Here is a 21,178-nt window from a genome sequence, read left to right on the forward strand (position 1 = left end):
TCCGGTGTCTTGACTCTGATGTCTTGGGTCTGAGGCTTCGCGATCAGAGTGGCTCGCCGCGCATGAGACGCGGCACGGCGCCGACGACACCGGCCGCCTCGCGGATGAAGAAGCTCTTCAGCCCGGGCATACGGTCCACCAGGCCAAGGCCGAGGTCCCGCATGAGGCGAAGCGGCAGCCGGTCGTTCGAGAACAGCCGGTTGAGGCCGTCGGTCGCGACGCCAAGCGTCAAGGTGTCGAACCGCCGCGCGCGCTGGTAGCTTTCCAGCACCGTCGCCTCGCCGGGTGGAAGCCCAAGGCGGGTCTGGTCAACGATGGCCTCGGCAAGGACGGCGGCGTCGCGCAGGCCGAGGTTGAGGCCAAGGCCAGCCAGGGGATGCACGAGATGCGCGGCGTCGCCGACCAGGGCGAAGCGGTCGCCGATGAAGCGACGCGCCATGCCGACGCCGAGCGGGAAGGCGCGTGGTTCCGTCTCCAGGGTTATCCGCCCCAGGTCGAGGCCGAAGCGGCGTTCCAGTTCGTCGACGAGATCATCCGGATCGAGCGCGAGAATCGCATTTGCATCCTCCCGTCGTTCCGTCCAGACGATCGAGGAGCGGTTTCCTGTCAGCGGAAGTCGCGCGAAGGGGCCGGAAGGCAGGAAATGCTGGACGGCGCAGCCGTCATGGGGTCGTTCATGCCCTATCGTCGCAACGATGCCGGATTGGTCATAATCGCGGCCGCTCCAGGCGATGCCGGCGTAAGCGCGCAACGCCGAACGCGCCCCATCGGCTGCGACAAGCAGCGCTGTCCGCAGTTTGTCTCCGTCGGCCAGAGTGATATCAAGGCTGGCGCCCCGTTCCGTGAAAGCCTTCACCGAGGTTAGAGCCGTGACAACGCCCGCCTTCTCCGCGGCCGCACGAAGCGCTTCGCTGACAACGGCATTCTCGATGATATAGGCGAAGGGCTCATCCGGGGCGATCTCTCCGTCGAAGGTGATGAAGGTCTGCCGCACGGGATCGGCAAGCCGGCTGTCGGTTACCACCATCTTGGACACGGGCTGAGCGGCGGGTGCGATCGCGTCCCACACGCCGAGTTCGGCCAGCATGCGCTGCGCGCCGGCCGCGAGAGCGGAAGCCCGCCCGACATCCTTGCCGGGGGGAAGAGGATCACAAACCAGAACCGACAGGCCGGCGCCTTGTCGCAACGCCACGGCCAAGCAAAGGCCAACGATGCCTCCGCCGGCGATCGTGACATCGGTCCTTGGCAGCGGGGCTGCCTGTTGCGTGTCGTTTGCCATGCCCTGTTCCACCAACGGATACCATTCTACCGCGCGCCTTCGCCAAGACCATTGCCCGAGATCAACAGCGGGATGGCAGATGCGAACTCCCCACAGCCTCTAGATGCCGTAATGGGCCGGTGTCTCAAGAGTAGCCATGCTGTGTGGCTGTCCCTCAGAATGATGTTGTTGAAACGAGGTTCGAGCGATCGGCCTCAAGCATCATGAGAGGAACAGCCGTGGAGCATTATGCAGGAATCGATGTCTCTCTGAAAGAGAGCAACGTGTGCGTCGTCGATACGACTGGAAAAGTGGTTCGCGAGGTGAAGCTCGTCAGCGAGCCGGAGGCCTTGGTTGGGTATTTCGAATTGCTCGGATTGCCTGTTTCCCGGATCGGTCTCGAAGCCGGCCCGCTATCGCAGTGGCTGCATGCAGCGCTCTTGGCTGCCGGCCGTGACGTGGTTTTGCTGGAAACGCGGCACGTGAAGGCGGCGCTTTCAGCGATGACGGTGAAGACTGACCGGAAGGATGCGCGGGGCATCGCGCAACTGCTGCGGATGGGATGGTATCGGCCGGTCCATGCGAAGTCGTCAGCGGCCCAGGACACACGAGCGTTGCTCGTCGGGCGTAAGCTCCTCCAGGGCAAGCTGCTCGATGTCGAGCTCAGCATCCGCGGCATCTTGCGGGGCTATGGATTGAAGGTCGGTGAGGTCAGCCGGGGGCGGTTCGAGGCGCGTATCCAGAACCTGATCGCGGGACACGCCACACTCTCGACGGTGATCGGCGGAATGTTGGCGGCGCGAGCGACGCTATGGAGCGAGTTTACAAAGCTTCATCGGGAGATGCTCCGGATCGCTCGGGCCGACGCGATCTGCCACCGACTGATGTCGGTGCCCGGCGTCGGTGCGCTGGTTTCGCTGACATACCGCTCGGCAGTGGACGACCCGACACGCTTCGGGAAATCCAGCACCGTCGGCGCATACTTCGGTCTGACGCCGAAGAAATATCAGTCCGGGGAAACCGACCGGGATGGCGGTGTCACGAAAATTGGCGACGCCATGGTACGCACCGCCTTGTTCGAAGCAGCACATATCATGCTGACGCGGGCGACGCGCTTCTCCGGCCTCAAACAGTGGGGGCTGAAAGTTGCGCGGCGGCGCGGAATGAAGCGCGCGAAGGTGGCGCTCGCCCGCAAGCTGGGTGTCGTGCTCCATCGCATGTGGATCGACGCGACCGACTTCCGGTGGAGCGCCGTGCACGTGGCCGCTTGAGAGTAGAAATGAGATTGGGTCGGTCAGGTTAGGCCGGCTCTGTTGGGGTCCCGTCGCCGGGACGCAGGCTTGGCAAGGTCGTGTGTAGTGCTGTGATTGCCTCGGCAAATCACGCTTCCTAGATTGACCTGCCGGCTTGAGGATCTGATGGCATGGTGTGGCAGCCTTCGTGCTGACCACGGACAGAAGCATGATCCTGGCGACGAGATATCGTTCAGAGGGACTTGACGATCAAAGGCCCATTACAGAAGCACTATTAGGGACAAATCGAACCATGGTATCGGGCCGCGTCCCGGAAGGACATTCACCGCAGGCGCTTGACGCCCCCACCTGTCAGGCGCACATGGGATGCAAGAGGCATGCGGTAGGTGGACATTGCCTTCCGCAGTCACGCATCGCATGCGGCAGAAATGAGTGACCGATGGCCGATCCCGTAGATGAAGTGCTCGATATTCTCGACCTTGAGCCGCTCGAGCGTAACCTGTTCCGCGGGCGCAGCCCCAAGGTCGGTTGGCAGCGGGTGTTTGGTGGACAGGTCATTGGCCAGGCACTCGTCGCGGTGACACGGACCGTGGATCCCGGGCGTGATATTCACTCGCTGCACGGTTATTTCATGCGGCCCGGCGACCCAAAGGTCCCGATCATCTATGAGGTCGATCGCATCCGCGATGGGCGTTCCTTCGCGACGCGCCGTGTCGTTGCCATCCAGCATGGCGAAGCGATCTTCTCCATGTCGGCCTCCTTTCACACTCCGGAGACCGGCCTGACCTATCACTTGCCCATGCCAGACGTGCCGATGCCGGAGGATCTGCCTACCGAGGATGATCTGCGCGCCAATTTCCTTCCGGCTATGCCCCATCCCATGCGGACTTACTACGAGCGCGAGAGGCCGATCGAACTCAGGCCTGTTGAATACCAACGCTATCAGCAGACGGGCACACCGATGGCGCCCCAATTCAACGTGTGGATCCGCACCACGAAGCGCCTGCCGGATGATGCGGCGATTCATCGCTGCGTGCTGGCCTATGCCTCGGACATGACGCTGCTCGATACCAGCCTCGTTCCCCACGGCCGCACGGTTTTCGAGCCGGATATCCAGGGGGCGAGCCTCGACCATGCTCTCTGGTTCCACGGGCCGTTCCGTGCCGACGAATGGCTGCTCTATTCGCAGGATACGCCCTTTTCCGGAGGCGCGCGGGGCTTTTCCCGGGGCCTGATCTATACGCGCGATGGCGCCCTGATTGCCTCAGTGGCGCAGGAAGGTCTGATACGCCTACGGCCTGACCTCGCGGTCTGATTGCATATTTTTTAATCAAACTGACTGTTCATTGCGCATCATTGGCATGCGTCCGTGGGGAGACCGCGGGCGCGTGTCTGCATTTGCCCTGAAAAAGTGCGCTTTGCGCCATCTTCGGCCTATCTGGCACGAAGATTGATTTCCCTTGGACGGATTAGCTGGTCAGGGGCGCCTCACAAAGCGTCCAGCACCATCCGCGAGGGAGCCGAGACATGAAATTCGTGGTGGCCATCATCAAGCCCTTCAAGCTCGAGGAGGTCCGCGACGCCCTGACAGCCATTGGCGTGAACGGGCTCACCGTCACCGAGGTCAAGGGATACGGGCGACAGAAGGGACATACCGAGATCTACCGTGGTGCCGAATACGCGGTGAGCTTTCTTCCCAAGCTGAAGATCGAGGTCGCCGTCGCTGCCGATATTGCGGACAAGGTGGTCGACGCGATCGTTGGAGCCGCACGCACCGGCCAGATCGGCGATGGCAAGATTTTCGTCTCGTCGATCGAGAAGGCCGTTCGCATCCGCACGGGTGAAACCGACGCCGACGCTCTTTGACAACCCGCCTGCCTGCTACATTCGAGGAGTTTGTTTCATGACGTTAAAGCGCGAGCATAAGGCGGGTCTTGCGGCACTCGCCCTTGCACTTGCCGCTGGCACCATTGCGGGTGTCGGACCGGCATTTGCCCAGGCTGCCGCAGAAGCGGCGCCTGCGGCTGCTCCGGTTCCCAATAAAGGTGACACGGCCTGGATGCTGGTTTCCGCGATCCTCGTGCTCGCAATGACCATCCCGGGGCTTGCCCTGTTCTACGGTGGCCTCGTTCGCACCAAGAACATGCTGTCCGTGCTGACGCAGGTGTTTTCCATCGTCTGCGTGGTCGTCCTTGTATGGGTCATCTACGGCTACAGCCTCGCCTTCACGGGCACGAGCGCGTTCATCGGCAATTTTTCCAAGGCCTTCCTTGCCGGCATAACGGGTGATTCGACGACGGACACCTTCACCAAGGGTGTCGTGATCCCCGAGTTCGTATTCATCTGCTTCCAGATGACCTTCGCCTGCATCACGCCGGCGCTGATCGTCGGGTCCTTTGCGGAGCGCATCAAGTTTTCCGCGCTCCTGCTGTTCACCGTCCTGTGGGTCACCTTCGTCTACTTCCCCATGGCGCATATGGTGTGGTTCAGCGAGGGCCTCCTGTTCAAGATGGGCGCGCTCGACTTCGCCGGCGGCACGGTCGTCCACATCAACGCGGGTATGGCAGGTCTTGTCGGCGCCTTGATGATTGGCAAGCGCACGGGCTACGGCAAGGAGCCGATGCCTCCGCACTCCATGACCATGACCATGATCGGCGCCTCCCTTCTGTGGGTGGGCTGGTTCGGCTTCAACGCCGGCTCGAACCTCGAGGCCAACGGTGGCGCGGCGCTTGCCATGCTCAACACCTTCGTCGCGACCGCCGCGGCTGGTATGGCCTGGCAGTTCACCGAATGGGGCACGAAGGGTCACCCGTCGCTGCTCGGCACGGTTTCGGGCGCCGTCGCCGGCCTTGTTGCGGTCACGCCGGCAGCCGGCCTCATCGGCCCTATGGGCTCGATCATCCTGGGCCTCATCGCCGGCGTCATCTGCTTCTACGCGTCGACCACCGTGAAGAACGCGCTCGGCTATGACGACTCACTCGATGTCTTCGGCATCCACTGCATTGGCGGCATCGTCGGCTCGCTGCTCACCGGCATCCTGGTCGCTCCGGCTCTCGGTGGTGTCGGCGTCGCGGATTACTCCATGGGCGGCCAGCTCTGGACGCAGTTCGTCGCGGTTGTCGTCGCCCTGCTGTGGAGCGGCATCGGCTCGGCCATTCTTTATAAGGTGGTCGATCTGATCGTCGGCCTGCGGATTTCCGTCGAGGGCGAGCGCGAAGGGCTCGATCTCGCGGACCACGGCGAACGTGCCTACAACTACTGAGACCGCTTCTTTCATCTTCTCCTGAGACTTCAACCCCGGCCGTGAGGCCGGGGTTTTTTTGCGCGCGGCCGAGGGTTTCAGGCTAGGGCCATCGTGTTGCAAGATTGGGCCATCAAGCGATACGCGGCACGGGGCCATACCAATAAGCGACGCAATGCGACTTTGCTGGGAAGGTTAATCGCGCCTTAACCGCCGGGTCTTACGCTAAGGTCTGTTAGCGTGACTTTTCCGGGTCCCTCTGCGATATGCGAACACTACGCCGGCCTTCGTCTCCCACCGACGGTCTCTCCGATGCGCTGCGCCGCTTCTTCGCACGCCGCGCCGTGGAGCTGGTCGGTCTCGCCTTGCTGGGTGTTGCGGGCGCAACCGCACTCGCGCTTGCCACGTGGTCGGTTGACGACCCGAGCCTGACGCACGCCACGAGCCAGCCCGCCGTCAATCTGCTGAAACTGCCCGGGGCGATCACCGCCGATCTCGCGATGCAGGTCTTTGGACTCGGCGCAATCGCCTTCCTGCTGCCGGTCGCGGCCTGGGGGCTTGGCCTGATGACCCGCAGGGCACTGCCGCGTCTGCCTTTGAAGATCGGCCTATGGCTTCTCGGGGGGGCCGCCGCGGCCGCGGTCGCCAGCGCTCTTCCGTCAACCGCGCGATGGCCTTTACCGACGGGTCTCGGCGGCGTGGTTGGTGACGCGCTCGTCTTCGCGGCCAGGGGCATCATTCCTTTCGGCGGTGGTCCCGAGCGGGCGCTTGTCGCGCTGATCTATGCGGGTGTCGCCATTCTTGCGCTGACGGCTGCCTGTGGCATCGGCCTTACCGAGGACCACCACGAGAATGCCGATGACGACAATCACGATGGGGCGGCTGACAGCGACGACGATGCCGACGGCAGCAGCGAGCCGGGCTGGGGCATCATTTCTCTCGGCGCCATCGCCCATGGCGTGATGGCGACGAAGGCGGCTCTCGCCCGCCGTTTCGCCGCGCCAAAAGCCGCGCCGAGGCAACGTGGCGAACCCATGCTGGAAAGGGCCGGGGCCGCCTCGTCACGGCGTGCGGTGTCGTCGCCCTACCCGCAGTATGACGACGATGACGATTATGCTGACGCTCCCTTCGGGTCTGACGACAGTTTCGCGCCGGAACCGCCGCCGAGCCGGGTGACGCCACGCGCGCCCGCGCCCAAGCCGGGCCGGCGTCTGGCGCGGGAGGCACAACCCTCCTTCCTCGACGCGGAGCACTACCAGCTGCCGCCGCTCGGCCTGCTGGCGGAGCCGAAGAAGACGCTGATGCCGGTATCCCCGGAGGCGCTCGACCAGAATGCGGCGCTTCTCGAAGGTGTTCTCACGGATTTCGGTGTGCGCGGCGATATCGTCAATGTGCGTCCCGGTCCGGTCGTCACGCTCTACGAGCTGGAACCGGCGCCGGGCACCAAGTCGTCCCGCGTCATCAGCCTCGCGGACGATATCGCGCGCTCGATGAGTGCCGTCTCCGCGCGCGTGGCCGTCATACCAGGGCGCAACGCCATCGGTATCGAGCTGCCCAACGCGAAGCGCGAGACGGTCTTCCTGCGCGAGCTGCTGGCCTCGGAGGATTTCGAGAAGACCAAGCTGAAGCTCGCGCTCTGCCTCGGCAAGACGATCGGCGGCGAGCCCGTCATCGCCGAACTCGCGCGCATGCCGCATCTGCTCGTGGCCGGCACCACCGGCTCGGGCAAGTCAGTCGCCATCAACACCATGATCCTCTCGCTGCTTTACCGGCTGAAGCCGGAGGAATGCCGGCTGATCATGGTGGACCCCAAGATGCTCGAGCTCTCGGTCTACGAGGGTATACCGCATCTCCTGACACCCGTCGTCACCGACCCGAAGAAGGCGGTCGTCGCCCTGAAATGGGCGGTCCGGGAGATGGAGGAGCGCTATAAGAAGATGTCGAAGGTCGGTGTGCGCAACATCGACGGGTTCAATGCCCGCGTCGCCGAGGCGAAGGCCAAGGGCGACGTCATCACCCGCACGGTGCAGACGGGCTTCGACAAGGAAACGGGCGAGGCGGTCTATGAGGAAGAGCTCATGGATCTCGAGACGCTGCCCTATATCGTCGTCATCGTCGATGAGATGGCCGACCTGATGATGGTCGCCGGAAAGGAAATCGAAGGCACCATCCAGCGCCTTGCGCAGATGGCGCGCGCCGCCGGCATCCATGTTGTCCTCGCCACCCAGCGTCCGTCCGTCGACGTTATCACCGGGACCATCAAGGCGAATTTCCCGACGCGCATCTCCTTCCAGGTGACGTCCAAGATCGACAGCCGCACCATCCTTGGCGAACAGGGCGCCGAGCAGCTTCTGGGGCAGGGCGACATGCTCTATATGGCGGGCGGCGGCCGCATCATGCGTGTGCACGGTCCCTTCGTTTCCGACAACGAGGTCGAGAAGATCGTCGCGCATCTCAAGCGCCAGGGACGGCCGCAATATCTCGATGCCGTCACGGCCGGCGACGACGACGGGAGCGATGGGGGTGGTGATGGCGCCGTGTTCGACAGTTCGTCCTTTGGCGCGCCGGGCGGCGATCTCTACGACCAGGCCGTCGCCGTTGTGCTGCGCGACCAGAAGGCGTCGACCTCCTATATCCAGCGTCGCCTGCAGATCGGCTACAACCGCGCTGCCTCCCTGATGGAGCGCATGGAGAACGAAGGGATCGTCGGTCCGGCGAATCACGCGGGCAAGCGTGAAATCCTCATGGAAGGCGGTGGCCGCGACGACGACGAGGACTAGGCGGTGTGAACAGTTGGTCGCGTCGGCCTTGCCGGAATGACGACAGAGTTTCCGGTGACTTCACTGCGGCAACTGTCCACACGCGACAGGCCACATGGCCTCATGGGCATGTTAGGCAGGGCGCCTCATTGAGAGGGGCTTGGCCGTCAGGATTTTCGGCGCGTGACAGGCAAGGCGGATAGGGGAAGCCATTTCGGGAACGGACCACCTGTTTCAGCGGAGCTTTCCGGTCCCGCTTTCGCCATAACGTGGGTTTATGTGAAACGTCTCAGCTTTACGTGAAGACTGTTGGAATTTGGCGTATGGTTTACGATCTACGGAGGGAGGCCGCTTCGTCAGGGTCTCCATGGGTAGGTCGGAGTATGGCCGGAGCATGTGATGCTCCGCCGTTAGCGCGGATGGTGAGATGAAGCGTTTTGGTTGTGCAACATTGGCGCTTGTGGTCGCTTTCGCGGCCAGTGGCGGCGTGCCCGTTGCGCAAGCGCAGAATGATCCCCTCACGCGCTTTCTCGACGGCATGTTCAGAAAGACGCCGGCTGAAGAACCCGCGCAGGCCCCGGCTCCGGCACGGGCCGCCCCGCTCCCGGCACCGACCGGCGGCAGTACGGCCCCGCCGCAAGCCGCATCCCCCCCAGCCATATCCCCCACCGCCCCCACCCAGTCCGCTGCGGGCGGACCGCCGTTGCCCCCGCGCCGGCCGGCTGCGCTGGGCGGCAATGAGGGTCAATCCGTCCAGCCTGTCACCACGGCCGCCCCGGCGCCGGCCGCAGCCCCAGCCGCCGCGCCCGTGGCATCCATCGCTCCGGCAGCCACCGCGCCGCGGGCCGCGAACAACGTGGTGCCGACGAGCCAGGCGGCCGCCATTGAACGCGTGAATTCTTATGTGAACAGTATCGACACGCTGACGGGGCGGTTCGTCCAGTATGGCGGCGACGGCCGCCGGGCCGAAGGCACGCTCTATATCCAGCGGCCGGGGCGTTTGCGCTTCGCCTACAATCCGCCGTCGACGCTCGAGATCGTCGCGGATGGCCGTTCTGTCGCGATCCGCGATTCCAAGCTCAAGACCAACGATGTCTATCCGATCGGGCAGACGCCGCTGAAATTTCTTTTGAAAGATCGTTTCGACCTGACGCGGGATACCAAGGTTCGCGCGGTGGACATCGGCAATGACGGCGTCGTGACCGTCAGTTTCGAGGATAGCGCCACGATCGGCGGCACCTCGCGCATCACCTTGCGCTTCGATGCCCGCAACAATGCCCTGCGGCAGTGGACCGTCGTCGATCCACAGGGCTACGAGACCTCCGTCGCGCTGTCCGATCTGCGCCTCGCGAGCCGCGCGCAGACGGAGTAGGACGAGGCTTCGTAGCGGACGGGCTTGATTTAGAAGCGCAGCGAAACACCGACCACCGGGCCGTGCTGAGTCACGTCCCATGCGAACCGTTCCGGCGAGTTATTCGTTTTGTAGTCCTGATAGAGGGCGCGGTAGCCGACACGGAGATTAGCGGGAACGCCGAGCAGTTCCGTCCGATATCCCAGGTAGATCTGGCCGTTGAGGCTCAGGTCGGACCCGACGCTGAATCCCCCGACATCGCCCTCGGCGGCTATGTTCCATCGCTCGTCGAGATCCACGTAAAGACGCAAACCTACGAATGGATCGACCCATTCCACTTTGCGCGATACTTCGTATGGTCCGAGGTTCAGGCCCGCCTTGAGCCGGGTCCAGCGCAGGCCGGCCGTCGGTTCGATCGCGAACACCCGGGGGCGGTCGATGGCATTCGTCCCGCCGAGCCGATGCTCATAAACGCGATAGTAGGCCCCGGCGGCGATGAGGCTGGATGTGACGCTCAATCCGAGCCGGTTGTTGTAAACATTCTCGTGCTGGCTGGTTTTCGTGTACTGGCCGTCCACATAGACGCCAAAGGCCCCGTTCGTAACCTCGACATTGCCCATGAAGCTGAAATCGAGGTTCTTCAAGGTCTCTGAGAACGGGATATCGACGTGGGCATGGCGCCCGTAAAGATAGGATTTTCCTGTGAGGGACGCGCCCCAGACATAGGGGCTGACGATGACGCGCCAAGACCGATCCAGTGATTGATTTGCGGCGCGGGTCTTCGGTATTGCCGTCGGAGCCGTGCCGCTCTCAGGGATCGAGGCTGGGTCCGCCGCATACGCCGCGTTTGCAGAGATGAGAAAAACCGCCGCGAGGATGCACCCCCGCAGGCCCTTCATCGTGGATGAGCTGAGCGTGGCGAGCCAGCGAGGGTTGATCATGGTTGCTCCGCATATGCCTTAAGCTCGGCCCTTGTTCACCTTGTGCAATAGGCAAAAAGGCAACCGGGTTCAATAAGGCCCATGGTCGGCCATCGGTTGGTTTGAGATGCGGCTGCGGCGGCTCGTCCGTTTGCGGGACGCATCATTTTCTGCGAAAGCAAAGCTCGAGGTCGCCCGCATCATGGGCACATGGCTCTCCCCTGCCAGCACGTCGAAAGCCAAGGCATGAAACTCGTCGTCACTTCCTGGAACGTCAATTCCGTCCGTATGCGGCTGGACCATGTCGTCCGCTTCCTGACGGAAACGCGCCCGGATGTGCTGTGCCTGCAAGAGACGAAATGTCCGGATGACCGTTTCCCATCGGCGGCCTTCAAGGCGCTTGGCTATCATTACATGGCGCTCAACGGTCAGAAGGGCTACCACGGGGTCGCGGTGCTCTCCCGGCTGCCTTTCGCGTCGACCAATATCATGGGCTTCTGTGACAAGAACGATTCGCGCCATATCGCGGTGACGCTGGGCACGGGCGCCAAAGCCGCTTCGGGTGTGACCATCCATAACTTCTATGTGCCCGCTGGCGGCGATATCCCCGATCCGGAGCTCAATCCGCGCTTTGCTCATAAGCTTGCCTTCCTCGACGAGCTGATGCAGTGGCAGGACCGCGCCCGGCCAACCGCCGCGCCCAGCATTCTGCTCGGCGATCTCAATATCGCGCCTTACGAAGCCGATGTGTGGAACCACAAGGCGCTGCTCAACGTCGTCAGTCATACGCCGATCGAGACGACGCGGCTGGAGGAGTTTCGACAGACGTCGGGTTTCGTCGATGCCATACGCCAGCTGCGCCCCGTGCCGGAAAAGGTGTTCACGTGGTGGAGCTACCGTTCGCCGGATTGGGCGGCGGCCGACAAGGGCCGTCGTCTCGATCACGTCTGGGTCGCACCGGAGCTTGTCCCAAGCGTGACGGGCAGTGCCATCGCGCGTGAAACGCGCGGCTGGGAGCGGCCGTCAGACCACGTGCCGGTGTCGATTACGCTTGATCTCTAGCGGCTTGATCTTCTGAACCTTGATCACGTGAAGCTTGGATCGCCGGCTCGGCGCTGGTCGCATCGATCGTGTCGCGTATCTCCCCGAGCTCCTGGGAGAACGCTATCAGTCGCGCCGCGATGGCATCGTGCAGGGCGCGGGCTGAATGGGGAAACTCGCCCAGTACGCGATGCACAAGCCCGCGCTGCATCTTCATGACGCTGGACGGCTCCCGCGCGATGGCCGTGGCCGGGCGGCTGCATTCCGCGAAGAGCGCGGATTCTCCAAGGAGCGTGCCGGGCCTTGCGATGTAATTCGCGGGCGAGCCGTCATCCCTTGCATCAAGCGCTATCGCGCCCGACACAACGATATAACCGCCGTCAGCGTTCTCGCCGCGTCGGAACAGTATGTCGCCCGCCCGCAGGATGCGCGTTTCGGCGGCAAAGGCGAGAAGGCGCAGGGCCTCAGGTTCTATCAACGAGAGGAGCGGCACCCGACTCAAGGTTTCGAGGTCGTCGTTCAGTCCCATACCCGCGCCGCCTGCAAAACTGGTCCCAAAACTGCGATGACACGGCCATACCGGGTCATACCGAAACGTGTCACGCCGAAACGTTTCACCCGTTGCCGCGCGCGATGGCCTGGTCCGGATGGACAGGCTACGGGATCAGTTTGTACCCGCCGGCTTCGGTGACAAGAATGCGGGCTTCGGAAGGATCCTCTTCAATCTTCTGCCGCAACCGATAAATATGTGTTTCCAGCGTGTGCGTCGTTACGCCAGCGTTGTAGCCCCAGACTTCCGCGAGGAGGGTATCGCGGCCGACGACCTTCTGATCTGCCCTATAGAGGAAGCGCAGAATGGCGGTTTCCTTCTCGGTCAGCTTCAGCTTCGAACCGCGGGCATTGACGAGAAGCTTGGCGCTTGGCCGGAACGTATACGGGCCGATCGAGAAAACGGCGTCCTCGCTCGCCTCGTGCTGGCGCAGCTGGGCGCGGATCCGTGCGAGCAGCACCGCGAATTTGAAGGGCTTCACCACATAGTCGTTGGCGCCGGCTTCCAGACCCTGGACCGTATCCGAATCGCCGCCGAGCGCGGTGAGCATGATGATGGGTGCGCGGAACCCGCCTTCCCGCATGATCTTGACCGCATCACGTCCATCCTTGTCGGGCAGGCCGACATCCATGATCACGAGATCGATCCGGCCAGCGGCGACGGACGCGATTGCTTCCGTGGCGTTCGCCGCAGTTGCGACGGTGAATTCCTCAACAAGCGCGAGCTGCTCCGCGAGAGTTTCGCGAAGGTCCTGCTCGTCGTCCACAATGAGGAGGTGGCGAGCACTGGGCATGTGGGGGATTCCTTAGAATGGAGCGACGGAAGGATCGAGGCGGGAATTTGTCTTGGATTTGGGAACAATCGCGATAGACAGTGAAAAGGCTCCTTAACACCGGAAGCACCGTGGAATTCCTAGACTATGTATGCCCCCGGCGCCAAACAAGGCCTCAAGCAACCTTGGGCTGCTCGCAAAGGGTCTTCGAGGCATGAAGCGCACAACAATTCCCGTTGTTCACGTCTATGCCTCCCCTCTCGATCGCGCCCGCGGGGTCGTCGTCGCGGGTGCGTTGCGTCTGCCTTGCGCTCTGGGGCGCTCCGGAATCGCCGTCGTCAAACGTGAAGGCGATGGCAGGACGCCGCGCGGGCGCTTTGGCCTTCTGGGTCTGACTTACCGGGCCGATCATGGCGCCCGCCCGCGCTCGGGCCTTCCCACACGCGTGACGCGCCGGAGTGACGGGTGGTGCGACGCGCCAGGGGATCGCCGGTACAATTGCCCGGTCGTCCTCCCCTATCCCGCGAGTACCGAGACCTTGTGGCGCGACGATGATCTGTATAATGCCGTCGTGGATATCGCTTGGAATCGCGGGCCGCGCATTGCCGGTCGCGGCAGCGCCATCTTCCTGCATGTCGCGCGTTCCGGTTTCAAGCCGACAGAAGGCTGCGTGGCCGTCGACGCGAAGGCCATCCGCCGGCTTTTAGCCGTGATCGGGCCCCATACCGTCCTCTCCATCCATTGACTGGTCCTGCCCCGTGACATCCATTGCCCCCGCCACGCTCCTGTTCGATCTCGACGGCACACTCGTGAATACGGACCATCTTCATTGGCGCGCCTTCCAGGATCTGCTGGGCGATTTTGATCGCGGTATGGAGTGGGACGTGTTCGAGCGCGATATCATAGGGCGCGCCAATGCCGACATCATGGTCGGCTTGTTTCCCGATCTCCCGGTCACCGAGCACGAGCGGCTGGCGGCGGCCAAGGAGGCCCTGTTCCGCGGCAAGGTCGAGGACCTCTCACCGACGCCCGGGCTGGACGACCTGCTGGCCTTCGCGCGCACCCATGGCATCGGCTGCGCCGTGGTCACCAACGCGCCCCGCGACAACGCCATGCTGCTCCTGAAGGGGCTGAAGCTCGACGCGCGTTTCGAGGCGGTGGTCATCGCCGACGAACTCCCCGCCCAGAAGCCCGATCCCTTGCCCTATCTCACCGGGCTTAAGCTGCTGAACGGCGATGCGCGCCGCGCGCTTGCCTTCGAGGATTCCCGTTCCGGCATCAAGGCTGCCACGGCGGCCGGCATCCTGACCGTCGGCCTGACGACCTCGCTCAGCGAAGCCGCCCTCATGGACGCGGGGGCCTCACTTGCTGTGGCGGATTTCACGGATCCCCGTTTGGGAAGCCTTATCCACGACCGGCTTGGCATCCGTTAGCGTCGAACTGTTTCAACAGCCCGATTCGCCCCGGTTGATGCTTGCGATCTGTGCGGCCTCGGCTGCGAAGCTGCGTGAATCCAAAGAGATAGGGCATTTCAGGCGAACCGGAATTCGCGGGAAACTCTCCGGGCTTCCCCGGATGGCGCATGGTGCGGGATATCAGGCGCAATCTGCGATGATAGGATGGCAAGCTTTATGGAAATATATTTCATGCAGGAGCGTGAAATATGCAGGACTCTTTTGTTTTTTTAGGTAATGAGATCGGAAATATAAAAGCATCCGTCATAAAACAATGTCGATTTTACAAGAAATCATCGCCAAATCATCGTTTCGCGACATTCTGTAATCGCGGATCAGGGCTCGCCCCGGTGTTCGAAAATTGTCTTTCGGCAATATCGGAATACAGCACAGTCCATATCGGCTTTATTGCTGCGTCGAGCGGTTCCCATGTGGTGGGGCGAACATATTTGTTTCCGGGAAGCCCACCCGGCTTTAGCGCCATTCGAAAAGCGGCCATGCGCGCCCGCTCGCGTTTTTTCCCGTCCATCTGGCTCCCGCCGCATGATCACGGGCCCGACCGGTTGCTCAAGGCTGCGGAGATCGGGCACTTCATTCTGTCGCTCGGGATTCCTCCTAAAGTCATGGTCAATTTGGCTCCAGGCCTCTCTGACAATGCGATGTTCGAAATCAACATGGTCCTCGCGATCAACGACGTGCCGGTCACGCTGGTATCCGCTTCCAGTCCCTGGTTTCCAAGCTATGTCGGCGCGTCGTCGATCGATGAGATGAGAACCTACCGTATCAGCATGGCGGAACAATCAATCACATGAGGCGGCGGTGCTGTTCGATGCTTCGGCCCCCCGCGAACAGGAAACGTGTCAATGAGCCGCTCCGCGCTCCTCTATGTCGGCAACGCCCATGATGCCCAAATACTAGCGCGCTTGCCGCGGAGCCAAGTGTATCTGACCACGCCGCCGGGTCGGCGCTTCGCCACCTTCGCGTTTGATGCGCTTGGACTGACAGTTGTCGAACCAGGGTGTTTCGCGAGGCTTGGCCGGAACGCCACCATCTGTGTCCTTTGCCAGCAAACGGCATGTGGCCGGGATATCCTGGCGCGCCACCTGTTCGAGGACACACGGCTTGAGGGGATGCCGCCCGCGGATGACAGGGCCGTATCAGCATCGGAATTCACGGACTTCATGGAAGAGCTGGGAGCGCCGATGCCGCTTGCGATAGCCTTTCCGCCTGGCTTCTCACCTGTTGGAAAGTTGCTGTTGCGGCATCATCTCACGGTCGGAGGCCGAAGGGTGACTTGCCTCTTTCACGAAGAGGCCTGGTTGCCCGAAACCCGTGGCGCCCTGCGGGATCTCCTGTAACCGGCGTGATTCCGGTCCCGACCGCCGCTAGAGAGGCGGGCGATGCCCGAAGATGGCGCTGCCGACGCGCACATGGGTCGCGCCGAGCATCACCGCCTGCTCGAAATCGCCGCTCATGCCCATCGACAACAGCGGCAGGCCATAGCGGCGCGCCAGCGTTGCGAGCAGGGCGAAATGCGCGGAGGGCGGTTCCTCGGCCGGGGGAATGCACATCAGCCCCTCGATCGTGAGAGCGTGATGGTCGCGCAGACGGGTGAGGAAGGCGCCGAGATCGGCGGGCGCGATGCCAGCTTTCTGCGGCTCCAGCCCGGTATTGACCTCCACCAGGAGTTTGGGCCGGCGGCCGGTGGCTGCCTCCTCGCGCGGGATCTCCTTGGCGAGCGCCGCAGCCAGTGATTCGCGGTCGACCGTATGGATGACGTCGAACAGCGCCACTGCCTCCCGGGCCTTGTTGCTCTGCAGGGGGCCGATGAGATGGAGTTCCACCCCGGGAAAGCGCTCCCGGAGCCCCGGCCATTTGGCCTTGGCTTCCTGGACGCGGTTTTCCCCGAAGACACGCTGGCCGGCCTCCAGCACGGGCAGGATATCTTCCGCCGGGAATGTCTTGGAGACGGCGACCAGCGTGACCTGCGAGGGATCGCGCCCTTCCTCGCGCGCGGTGCGGGCAATCGCATCGCGAACCGCTGCCAGCCGCGTCGCTGCCGCGTGCCCGGAGCTCGTATCGGTGGACGCTGCGCTAGCCATGATGCTCACCAAATCCTTCACTGGGCCCGTCGTTGTCCATCCGGCCACAGAGGGCGTTAAAAGGCGGCCTGTTGTTGACCGCCTCCTTCATTCGTGTCCTAGTCCGATCGACCTCGGTGAGGCAATGCCGCTGCGCCGTTTTTGACGCATGCGGCACGGTTCTGCGCCGATTCCCTTCACTTTGCGCTCCCTCGGGAGCGAACGACCGGACCGACGACAGCAATGAGCGTGGAGCGTTACAACCCGAAGGAAGCCGAGCCGAAATGGCGCAAGGTGTGGGACGAGCGTCAGCTTTTCCGCACCGACAATGCGGATCCGCGCCCGAAGTACTACGTGCTCGAGATGTTCCCCTATCCTTCGGGACGCATCCACATGGGCCACGTGCGCAACTATACCATGGGCGACGTGGTTGCGCGCTACAAGCGCGCCAAAGGCTTCAACGTGCTGCACCCCATGGGCTGGGACGCCTTCGGCATGCCGGCCGAGAACGCGGCGATGGCGAACAGGGTGCATCCTCGCGAGTGGACCTACGCCAATATCGCGACCATGCGCGATCAGTTGAAGTCCATGGGCCTGTCGCTGGACTGGAGCCGCGAGATCGCGACCTGCGATCCTGCCTATTATCGCCACCAGCAGCGCATGTTCATCGATTTCCTGAAGGCGGGGCTGGTCTCACGCAAGACCGCGCGCGTCAACTGGGATCCGGTTGACCACACGGTGCTCGCCAACGAGCAGGTGATCGATGGCCGGGGGTGGCGCTCGGGCGCGTTGGTGGAGCAACGCGAGCTGACGCAATGGTTCTTCACCATCACACGTTACGCGCAGGATCTGGAAAACGCGCTCGACGGGCTGACGCGCTGGCCTGAGAAGGTCCGCATCATGCAGAAGAACTGGATCGGCCGGTCGGAAGGCCTGCTGGTCCGTTTCGCGCTCCAGGACGGCGATGCCAGCGAGGTCGAGGTCTATACGACGCGGCCGGACACGTTGTTCGGTGCGAGCTTCGTGGCGATCGCGGCCGACCACCCCATCGCCCGCAAGGCGGCCGAAGACAATGCCGAACTCGCGGCTTTCATCGAGGAATGCAAGCGCACCGGCACGGCGCAGGAAATCATCGACAAGGCCGAGAAGCGCGGTTTCGATACCGGCATCAAGGCCGTGCATCCCTTTGATCCCAACTGGACGCTGCCGGTCTATGTCGCCAATTTCGTGCTGATGGACTACGGCACGGGCGCCATCTTCGGTTGCCCGGCGCATGACCAGCGCGACCTCGAGTTCGCCCGGGCTTATGGCCTGCCGGTGAAGGCGGTCGTGCGGCCGGAAGGCGCTTCTGACGATTTCGCCGTCACCGACACGGCTTATGACGGTGACGGCCGCCTCTTCAACTCCGCCTTTCTGGATGGCTTCGGCATTCCCGAGGCCAAGGAGGAGGTTGCCAAGCGCCTGGAAAGCCGCGACTACGACGGGCGGCCGGTGGCCGAGCGCAAGGTGAACTATCGCCTGCGCGACTGGGGGGTGTCACGCCAGCGATATTGGGGCTGCCCGATCCCGATCATTCACTGCGAGAGCTGCGGTGTCGTCCCGGTGCCGGCGGAAAGCCTTCCCGTGACCCTGCCTGAGGACGTTTCCTTCGACGTGCCGGGCAACCCGCTCGACCGTCATCCCACATGGAAGCACGTGGCCTGCCCCACCTGCGGCAAGCCGGCGGTGCGCGAGACTGACACCATGGACACCTTCGTGGATTCGTCCTGGTATTACGCGCGCTTCACCGATCCTTTCCTGGAGACGGAACCCACGGACCGCGCGGTGGTCGATCGCTGGCTGCCGGTGGACCAGTACATCGGTGGCGTGGAGCATGCGATCCTGCATCTGCTCTACTCCCGTTTCTTCATGCGGGCGATGAGTGCCACCGGCCATTCCGGGCTGGATGAGCCCTTTGCGGGGCTGTTCACCCAGGGCATGGTCGTGCATGAGACCTATCGTGGCGCGGACGGGCGCTGGCTGCAGCCGTCCGAAATCCGCATCACCACCGAAGGGGGGGAGCGCCGCGCCATCGAGTTGTCGAACGGTGCCGATGTCGAGATCGGCTCCATCGAGAAGATGTCGAAGTCGAAGAAGAACACGGTCGACCCTGACGATATCATCGGCACCTTCGGCGCAGACACCGCGCGCTTCTTCATGCTGTCGGATTCGCCGCCGGAGCGCGACGTCATCTGGACAGAGGACGGGGTGCAGAGCTCCCATCGCTTTGTCCAGCGCGTCTGGCGCCTCGTGAACGAGGTGGCTACCATCACGGGCATCGTGAAGGACGAGCAGGCCGCCACCGAGCTTGATGCGGCCTCGCTCGCGCTGCGCAAGGCCGCGCACCGCGCCTTGGCGACGGCAGGCGAGGATATCGAGCGCCTGCGCTTCAACCGCGCGGTCGCCCAGCTTTACGAACTCACCAACGCCCTTCAGGCGGCGGCCGTCGGCGCGCGCCAGGTGGGCGAGGCGGGCGGTATCGAGGATATCTCGGCCGACATGCGTTTCGCGCTCTACGAGGCGGCGACTATCCTCGTGCAGCTTGCCGCCCCAATGATGCCGCATCTCGCCGAAGAATGCTGGTCGGTTCTCGGCTATACCAACCTCGTGGCCGAGACCCCGTGGCCCGTGGCCGACAGCTCGCTCCTCGTCGAGGACGAGATCACGCTGCCGGTCCAGGTCAACGGCAAGCGCCGCGGCGATGTGACCGTCGCGCGCGACGCGGATTCCGCCACCGTCGAGGCGGCGGTCCTGGCGTTGGAAGCTGTGCAGCGGGCCGTTGAGGGGCGGCCGATCAAGAAGATCATCGTGGTTCCGCAAAGGATCGTGAATGTCGTCGCCTGACGTGAAGCGTCGAGCACCGCTTCTACCCGTTGTGCTCACACTGGCCGTCGCCCTGTCGCTGGGCGGATGCTTCCGTCCGCTTTACGGGACGACGTCCGCCGGCACATCCGTGCGCTCGGATCTGGCTGCGATCGAGGTCGCTCCGATGGGCGCGGCCGTCGGCCAGGAGCGCATGGCCCATTACCTGCGCAACGAGACCGTTTTCGCGCTGAACGGAGGCGCCCCGGCCGGTGACAAGCGCTACCGGCTTGAGATGACAGTGTCCGAGCGCGTGCAGACGGCGATCGTCGATTCGTCCACCGGTAACGCGCAATCCGCGACGCTGATCGGTACCGCGAACTACACGCTCCGGCCGTACACCGGCGGTGATCCCATCTTTACCGGCAAGGCCGTCGCGTCCGCGTCCTACGACCGTAGCCCGCAACGCTTCGCGTCGCTGCGCGCGGCCCGCGACGCGGAGATCCTGGTCGCGAAGCAACTGGCCGAGCAGATCAAGACCCAGCTCGCGGCGCGGATGGCCAATCGGCAGGTCGCGGGCCTCTGATCGCCGATGGTCGCGGTCAAGGCCAGCGATGCGGAGACTGTGCTGCGGCGGCAGGATCTCCGCGCCGCCGTCGTGCTTTTATATGGCCCCGACGGCGGGCTTGTTTCGGAGAGGGCGCGGGCGCTCGCGGAACGCAGCGTCAGCGATCCCGGTGATCCCTTCCAGCTCGTCAAGATGGACGGCGACGACATCGCCGGCGACCCGCTGCGGCTGGCCGATGAGGCCAATACCATCGGGCTCTTCGGCGGCAAGCGCGCCATTCGCGTCAGGGCAGGCAGCCGCAATCTGGCTCCGGCCGTCACGACGGTGCTGGCCACGCCACCGGAGGACGCCGTCATCGTCATCGAGGCGGGCGAACTCCAGAAATCCTCGCCGCTCCGTGTCCTCTGCGAGAAATCACCGGCCGCGCTCGCCATCGCTTGTTATGCGGACGACGCCCGCAGTCTCGCCGCGCTCATCGATACGAGCGTGAAGGGCGCGGGCCTCACGATCGATGCCGAGGCCAAGGAGCATCTGCTCGGCCTCCTGGGGGCGGATCGCGGCGCGACACGGGGCGAGATCGACAAGCTCGTTCTCTATGCCCATGGAAAAGGCTCCATCACCGTCGAGGACATCGAGGCGGTGATCGGCGATGTGTCCGCGCTCGCCATGGATGCGGCCATCGATGCGGCCTTTACCGGCAATCTGGCCGAGCTGGACCGGGCCTTCACGCGGCTCATGGGCGAGGGGGTCGATGCCGGGACGTTGCTGGGCTATGCGCTACGACATGCCCTCATGCTGGCGCAGGCGCGCGTTGGTGTCGATCGCGGGGCTCCGACGGCAGCGGCCGTGAAGACGATGCGCGGTCTCTATTTCAAGCGAGAGAGCGCCGTCGAGCGGCAGCTGCGGGTCTGGACGACCCCGATGCTGCGCAGCGCGGTGGTCGATCTCGGCGCGGGCGTCGCCGCCACGCGGCGACAATCTGGCCTCGCCAGCGAGCTGGCGTTGAAATGCCTGTGGTCCGTGGCGCTGGCTGCCCGCCGCGCGGCGCGGCGGTGAGCGTCAGGCCCGTTTCACTTACGTACCGAGAAC

Annotated in this window: 19 protein-coding genes; 14 read left to right on the forward strand and 5 right to left on the reverse strand. The window is 63.7% G+C overall.

Going from position 1 to position 21,178, the window contains the following annotated elements:
• Positions 1-43: 43 nt before the first annotated feature.
• The gene (locus KIO74_RS15625) at positions 44-1,279 is read right to left on the reverse strand and encodes a ubiquinone biosynthesis hydroxylase (protein WP_213332748.1); all 1,236 of its coding nucleotides are present in this window, start codon (positions 1,277-1,279) and stop codon (positions 44-46) included.
• A gap of 218 nt (positions 1,280-1,497) precedes the next feature.
• On the opposite strand from KIO74_RS15625, the gene KIO74_RS15630 reads away from it, so the two are divergent.
• The 6 genes from KIO74_RS15630 to KIO74_RS15655 all read left to right on the forward strand — a co-directional run bounded on the left by KIO74_RS15630 (position 1,498) and on the right by KIO74_RS15655 (position 9,883).
• Positions 1,498-2,529 carry an IS110 family RNA-guided transposase gene (locus KIO74_RS15630; RefSeq protein ID WP_213332749.1) on the forward strand — a complete coding sequence of 344 codons (1,032 nt, stop codon included), beginning with the start codon at positions 1,498-1,500 and terminating at the stop codon, positions 2,527-2,529.
• Between the two features lie 421 nt (positions 2,530-2,950).
• Positions 2,951-3,826: an acyl-CoA thioesterase II gene (gene tesB, locus KIO74_RS15635; protein WP_213332750.1), complete on the forward strand. Its 876-nt coding sequence runs from the start codon at positions 2,951-2,953 to the stop codon at positions 3,824-3,826.
• 212 nt (positions 3,827-4,038) lie between these two features.
• Positions 4,039-4,377 carry a P-II family nitrogen regulator gene (locus KIO74_RS15640; RefSeq protein WP_110374906.1) on the forward strand — a complete coding sequence of 113 codons (339 nt, stop codon included), beginning with the start codon at positions 4,039-4,041 and terminating at the stop codon, positions 4,375-4,377.
• 37 nt (positions 4,378-4,414) lie between these two features.
• Positions 4,415-5,773 carry an ammonium transporter gene (locus KIO74_RS15645; RefSeq protein WP_213332751.1) on the forward strand — a complete coding sequence of 453 codons (1,359 nt, stop codon included), beginning with the start codon at positions 4,415-4,417 and terminating at the stop codon, positions 5,771-5,773.
• A 245-nt stretch (positions 5,774-6,018) separates the two neighbouring features.
• A complete protein-coding gene (locus tag KIO74_RS15650; RefSeq protein ID WP_213332752.1) occupies positions 6,019-8,532 on the forward strand; it encodes an FtsK/SpoIIIE family DNA translocase in 2,514 nt (837 codons plus the stop codon).
• 406 nt (positions 8,533-8,938) lie between these two features.
• Positions 8,939-9,883 carry an outer-membrane lipoprotein carrier protein LolA gene (locus KIO74_RS15655; RefSeq protein ID WP_213332753.1) on the forward strand — a complete coding sequence of 315 codons (945 nt, stop codon included), beginning with the start codon at positions 8,939-8,941 and terminating at the stop codon, positions 9,881-9,883.
• A gap of 29 nt (positions 9,884-9,912) precedes the next feature.
• On the opposite strand, the gene KIO74_RS15660 is transcribed toward KIO74_RS15655, so the two are convergent.
• Positions 9,913-10,803 carry a porin family protein gene (locus KIO74_RS15660; protein WP_249731013.1) on the reverse strand — a complete coding sequence of 297 codons (891 nt, stop codon included), beginning with the start codon at positions 10,801-10,803 and terminating at the stop codon, positions 9,913-9,915.
• Positions 10,804-11,028: 225 nt separating this feature from the next.
• Here KIO74_RS15660 and xth point away from each other — a divergent pair, with 225 nt between their 5' ends.
• Complete coding sequence (xth, locus tag KIO74_RS15665; protein ID WP_213332754.1) at positions 11,029-11,844, forward strand: exodeoxyribonuclease III; 816 nt, start codon at positions 11,029-11,031, stop codon at positions 11,842-11,844.
• Here the strand turns inward: xth and KIO74_RS15670 are convergent.
• Together KIO74_RS15670 and KIO74_RS15675 are read right to left on the reverse strand one after the other, a co-directional pair.
• A complete protein-coding gene (locus tag KIO74_RS15670; RefSeq protein WP_213332755.1) occupies positions 11,828-12,352 on the reverse strand; it encodes a cyclic nucleotide-binding domain-containing protein in 525 nt (174 codons plus the stop codon). The two genes, xth and KIO74_RS15670, sit on opposite strands and share 17 nt — an antisense overlap.
• Positions 12,353-12,479: 127 nt before the next feature.
• Positions 12,480-13,166 carry a response regulator transcription factor gene (locus KIO74_RS15675; protein ID WP_213332756.1) on the reverse strand — a complete coding sequence of 229 codons (687 nt, stop codon included), beginning with the start codon at positions 13,164-13,166 and terminating at the stop codon, positions 12,480-12,482.
• Between the two features lie 193 nt (positions 13,167-13,359).
• Between KIO74_RS15675 and KIO74_RS15680 the strand changes: the two genes are divergently transcribed.
• The 4 genes from KIO74_RS15680 to KIO74_RS15695 all read left to right on the forward strand — a co-directional run bounded on the left by KIO74_RS15680 (position 13,360) and on the right by KIO74_RS15695 (position 15,957).
• The gene (locus KIO74_RS15680) at positions 13,360-13,890 is read left to right on the forward strand and encodes a L,D-transpeptidase family protein (RefSeq protein ID WP_213332757.1); all 531 of its coding nucleotides are present in this window, start codon (positions 13,360-13,362) and stop codon (positions 13,888-13,890) included.
• Between the two features lie 13 nt (positions 13,891-13,903).
• Positions 13,904-14,578, forward strand: coding sequence for an HAD family hydrolase (locus KIO74_RS15685; RefSeq protein ID WP_291960556.1), 675 nt, complete (start codon positions 13,904-13,906; stop codon positions 14,576-14,578).
• Positions 14,579-14,808: 230 nt separating this feature from the next.
• Positions 14,809-15,411 (forward strand): hypothetical protein, encoded by a 603-nt coding sequence (locus KIO74_RS15690; RefSeq protein WP_213332758.1) that lies wholly within the window; start codon positions 14,809-14,811, stop codon positions 15,409-15,411.
• Between the two features lie 51 nt (positions 15,412-15,462).
• Positions 15,463-15,957 carry a hypothetical protein gene (locus KIO74_RS15695; protein ID WP_213332759.1) on the forward strand — a complete coding sequence of 165 codons (495 nt, stop codon included), beginning with the start codon at positions 15,463-15,465 and terminating at the stop codon, positions 15,955-15,957.
• 27 nt (positions 15,958-15,984) lie between these two features.
• Here KIO74_RS15695 and KIO74_RS15700 read toward each other — a convergent pair whose 3' ends face one another.
• Positions 15,985-16,701, reverse strand: a complete 717-nt coding sequence (locus KIO74_RS15700; RefSeq protein ID WP_213332760.1) for a YggS family pyridoxal phosphate-dependent enzyme — start codon at positions 16,699-16,701, stop codon at positions 15,985-15,987.
• Between the two features lie 222 nt (positions 16,702-16,923).
• Here KIO74_RS15700 and leuS point away from each other — a divergent pair, with 222 nt between their 5' ends.
• The 3 genes from leuS to holA are packed head-to-tail and all read left to right on the forward strand — an operon-like array spanning position 16,924 to position 21,145.
• On the forward strand, positions 16,924-19,563 hold the full coding sequence (gene leuS / locus KIO74_RS15705) for a leucine--tRNA ligase (RefSeq protein WP_213332761.1): 2,640 nt from the start codon (positions 16,924-16,926) through the stop codon (positions 19,561-19,563).
• Positions 19,550-20,107, forward strand: a complete 558-nt coding sequence (gene lptE, locus KIO74_RS15710; RefSeq protein WP_213332762.1) for an LPS assembly lipoprotein LptE — start codon at positions 19,550-19,552, stop codon at positions 20,105-20,107. The genes leuS and lptE overlap by 14 nt, the downstream gene beginning before the upstream one ends.
• Positions 20,108-20,113: 6 nt before the next feature.
• Positions 20,114-21,145 carry a DNA polymerase III subunit delta gene (gene holA, locus KIO74_RS15715; protein ID WP_213332763.1) on the forward strand — a complete coding sequence of 344 codons (1,032 nt, stop codon included), beginning with the start codon at positions 20,114-20,116 and terminating at the stop codon, positions 21,143-21,145.
• Positions 21,146-21,178: the final 33 nt, after the last annotated feature.

Source organism: Chelatococcus sp. HY11, assembly GCF_018398335.1.
Taxonomy (GTDB): domain Bacteria; phylum Pseudomonadota; class Alphaproteobacteria; order Rhizobiales; family Beijerinckiaceae; genus Chelatococcus.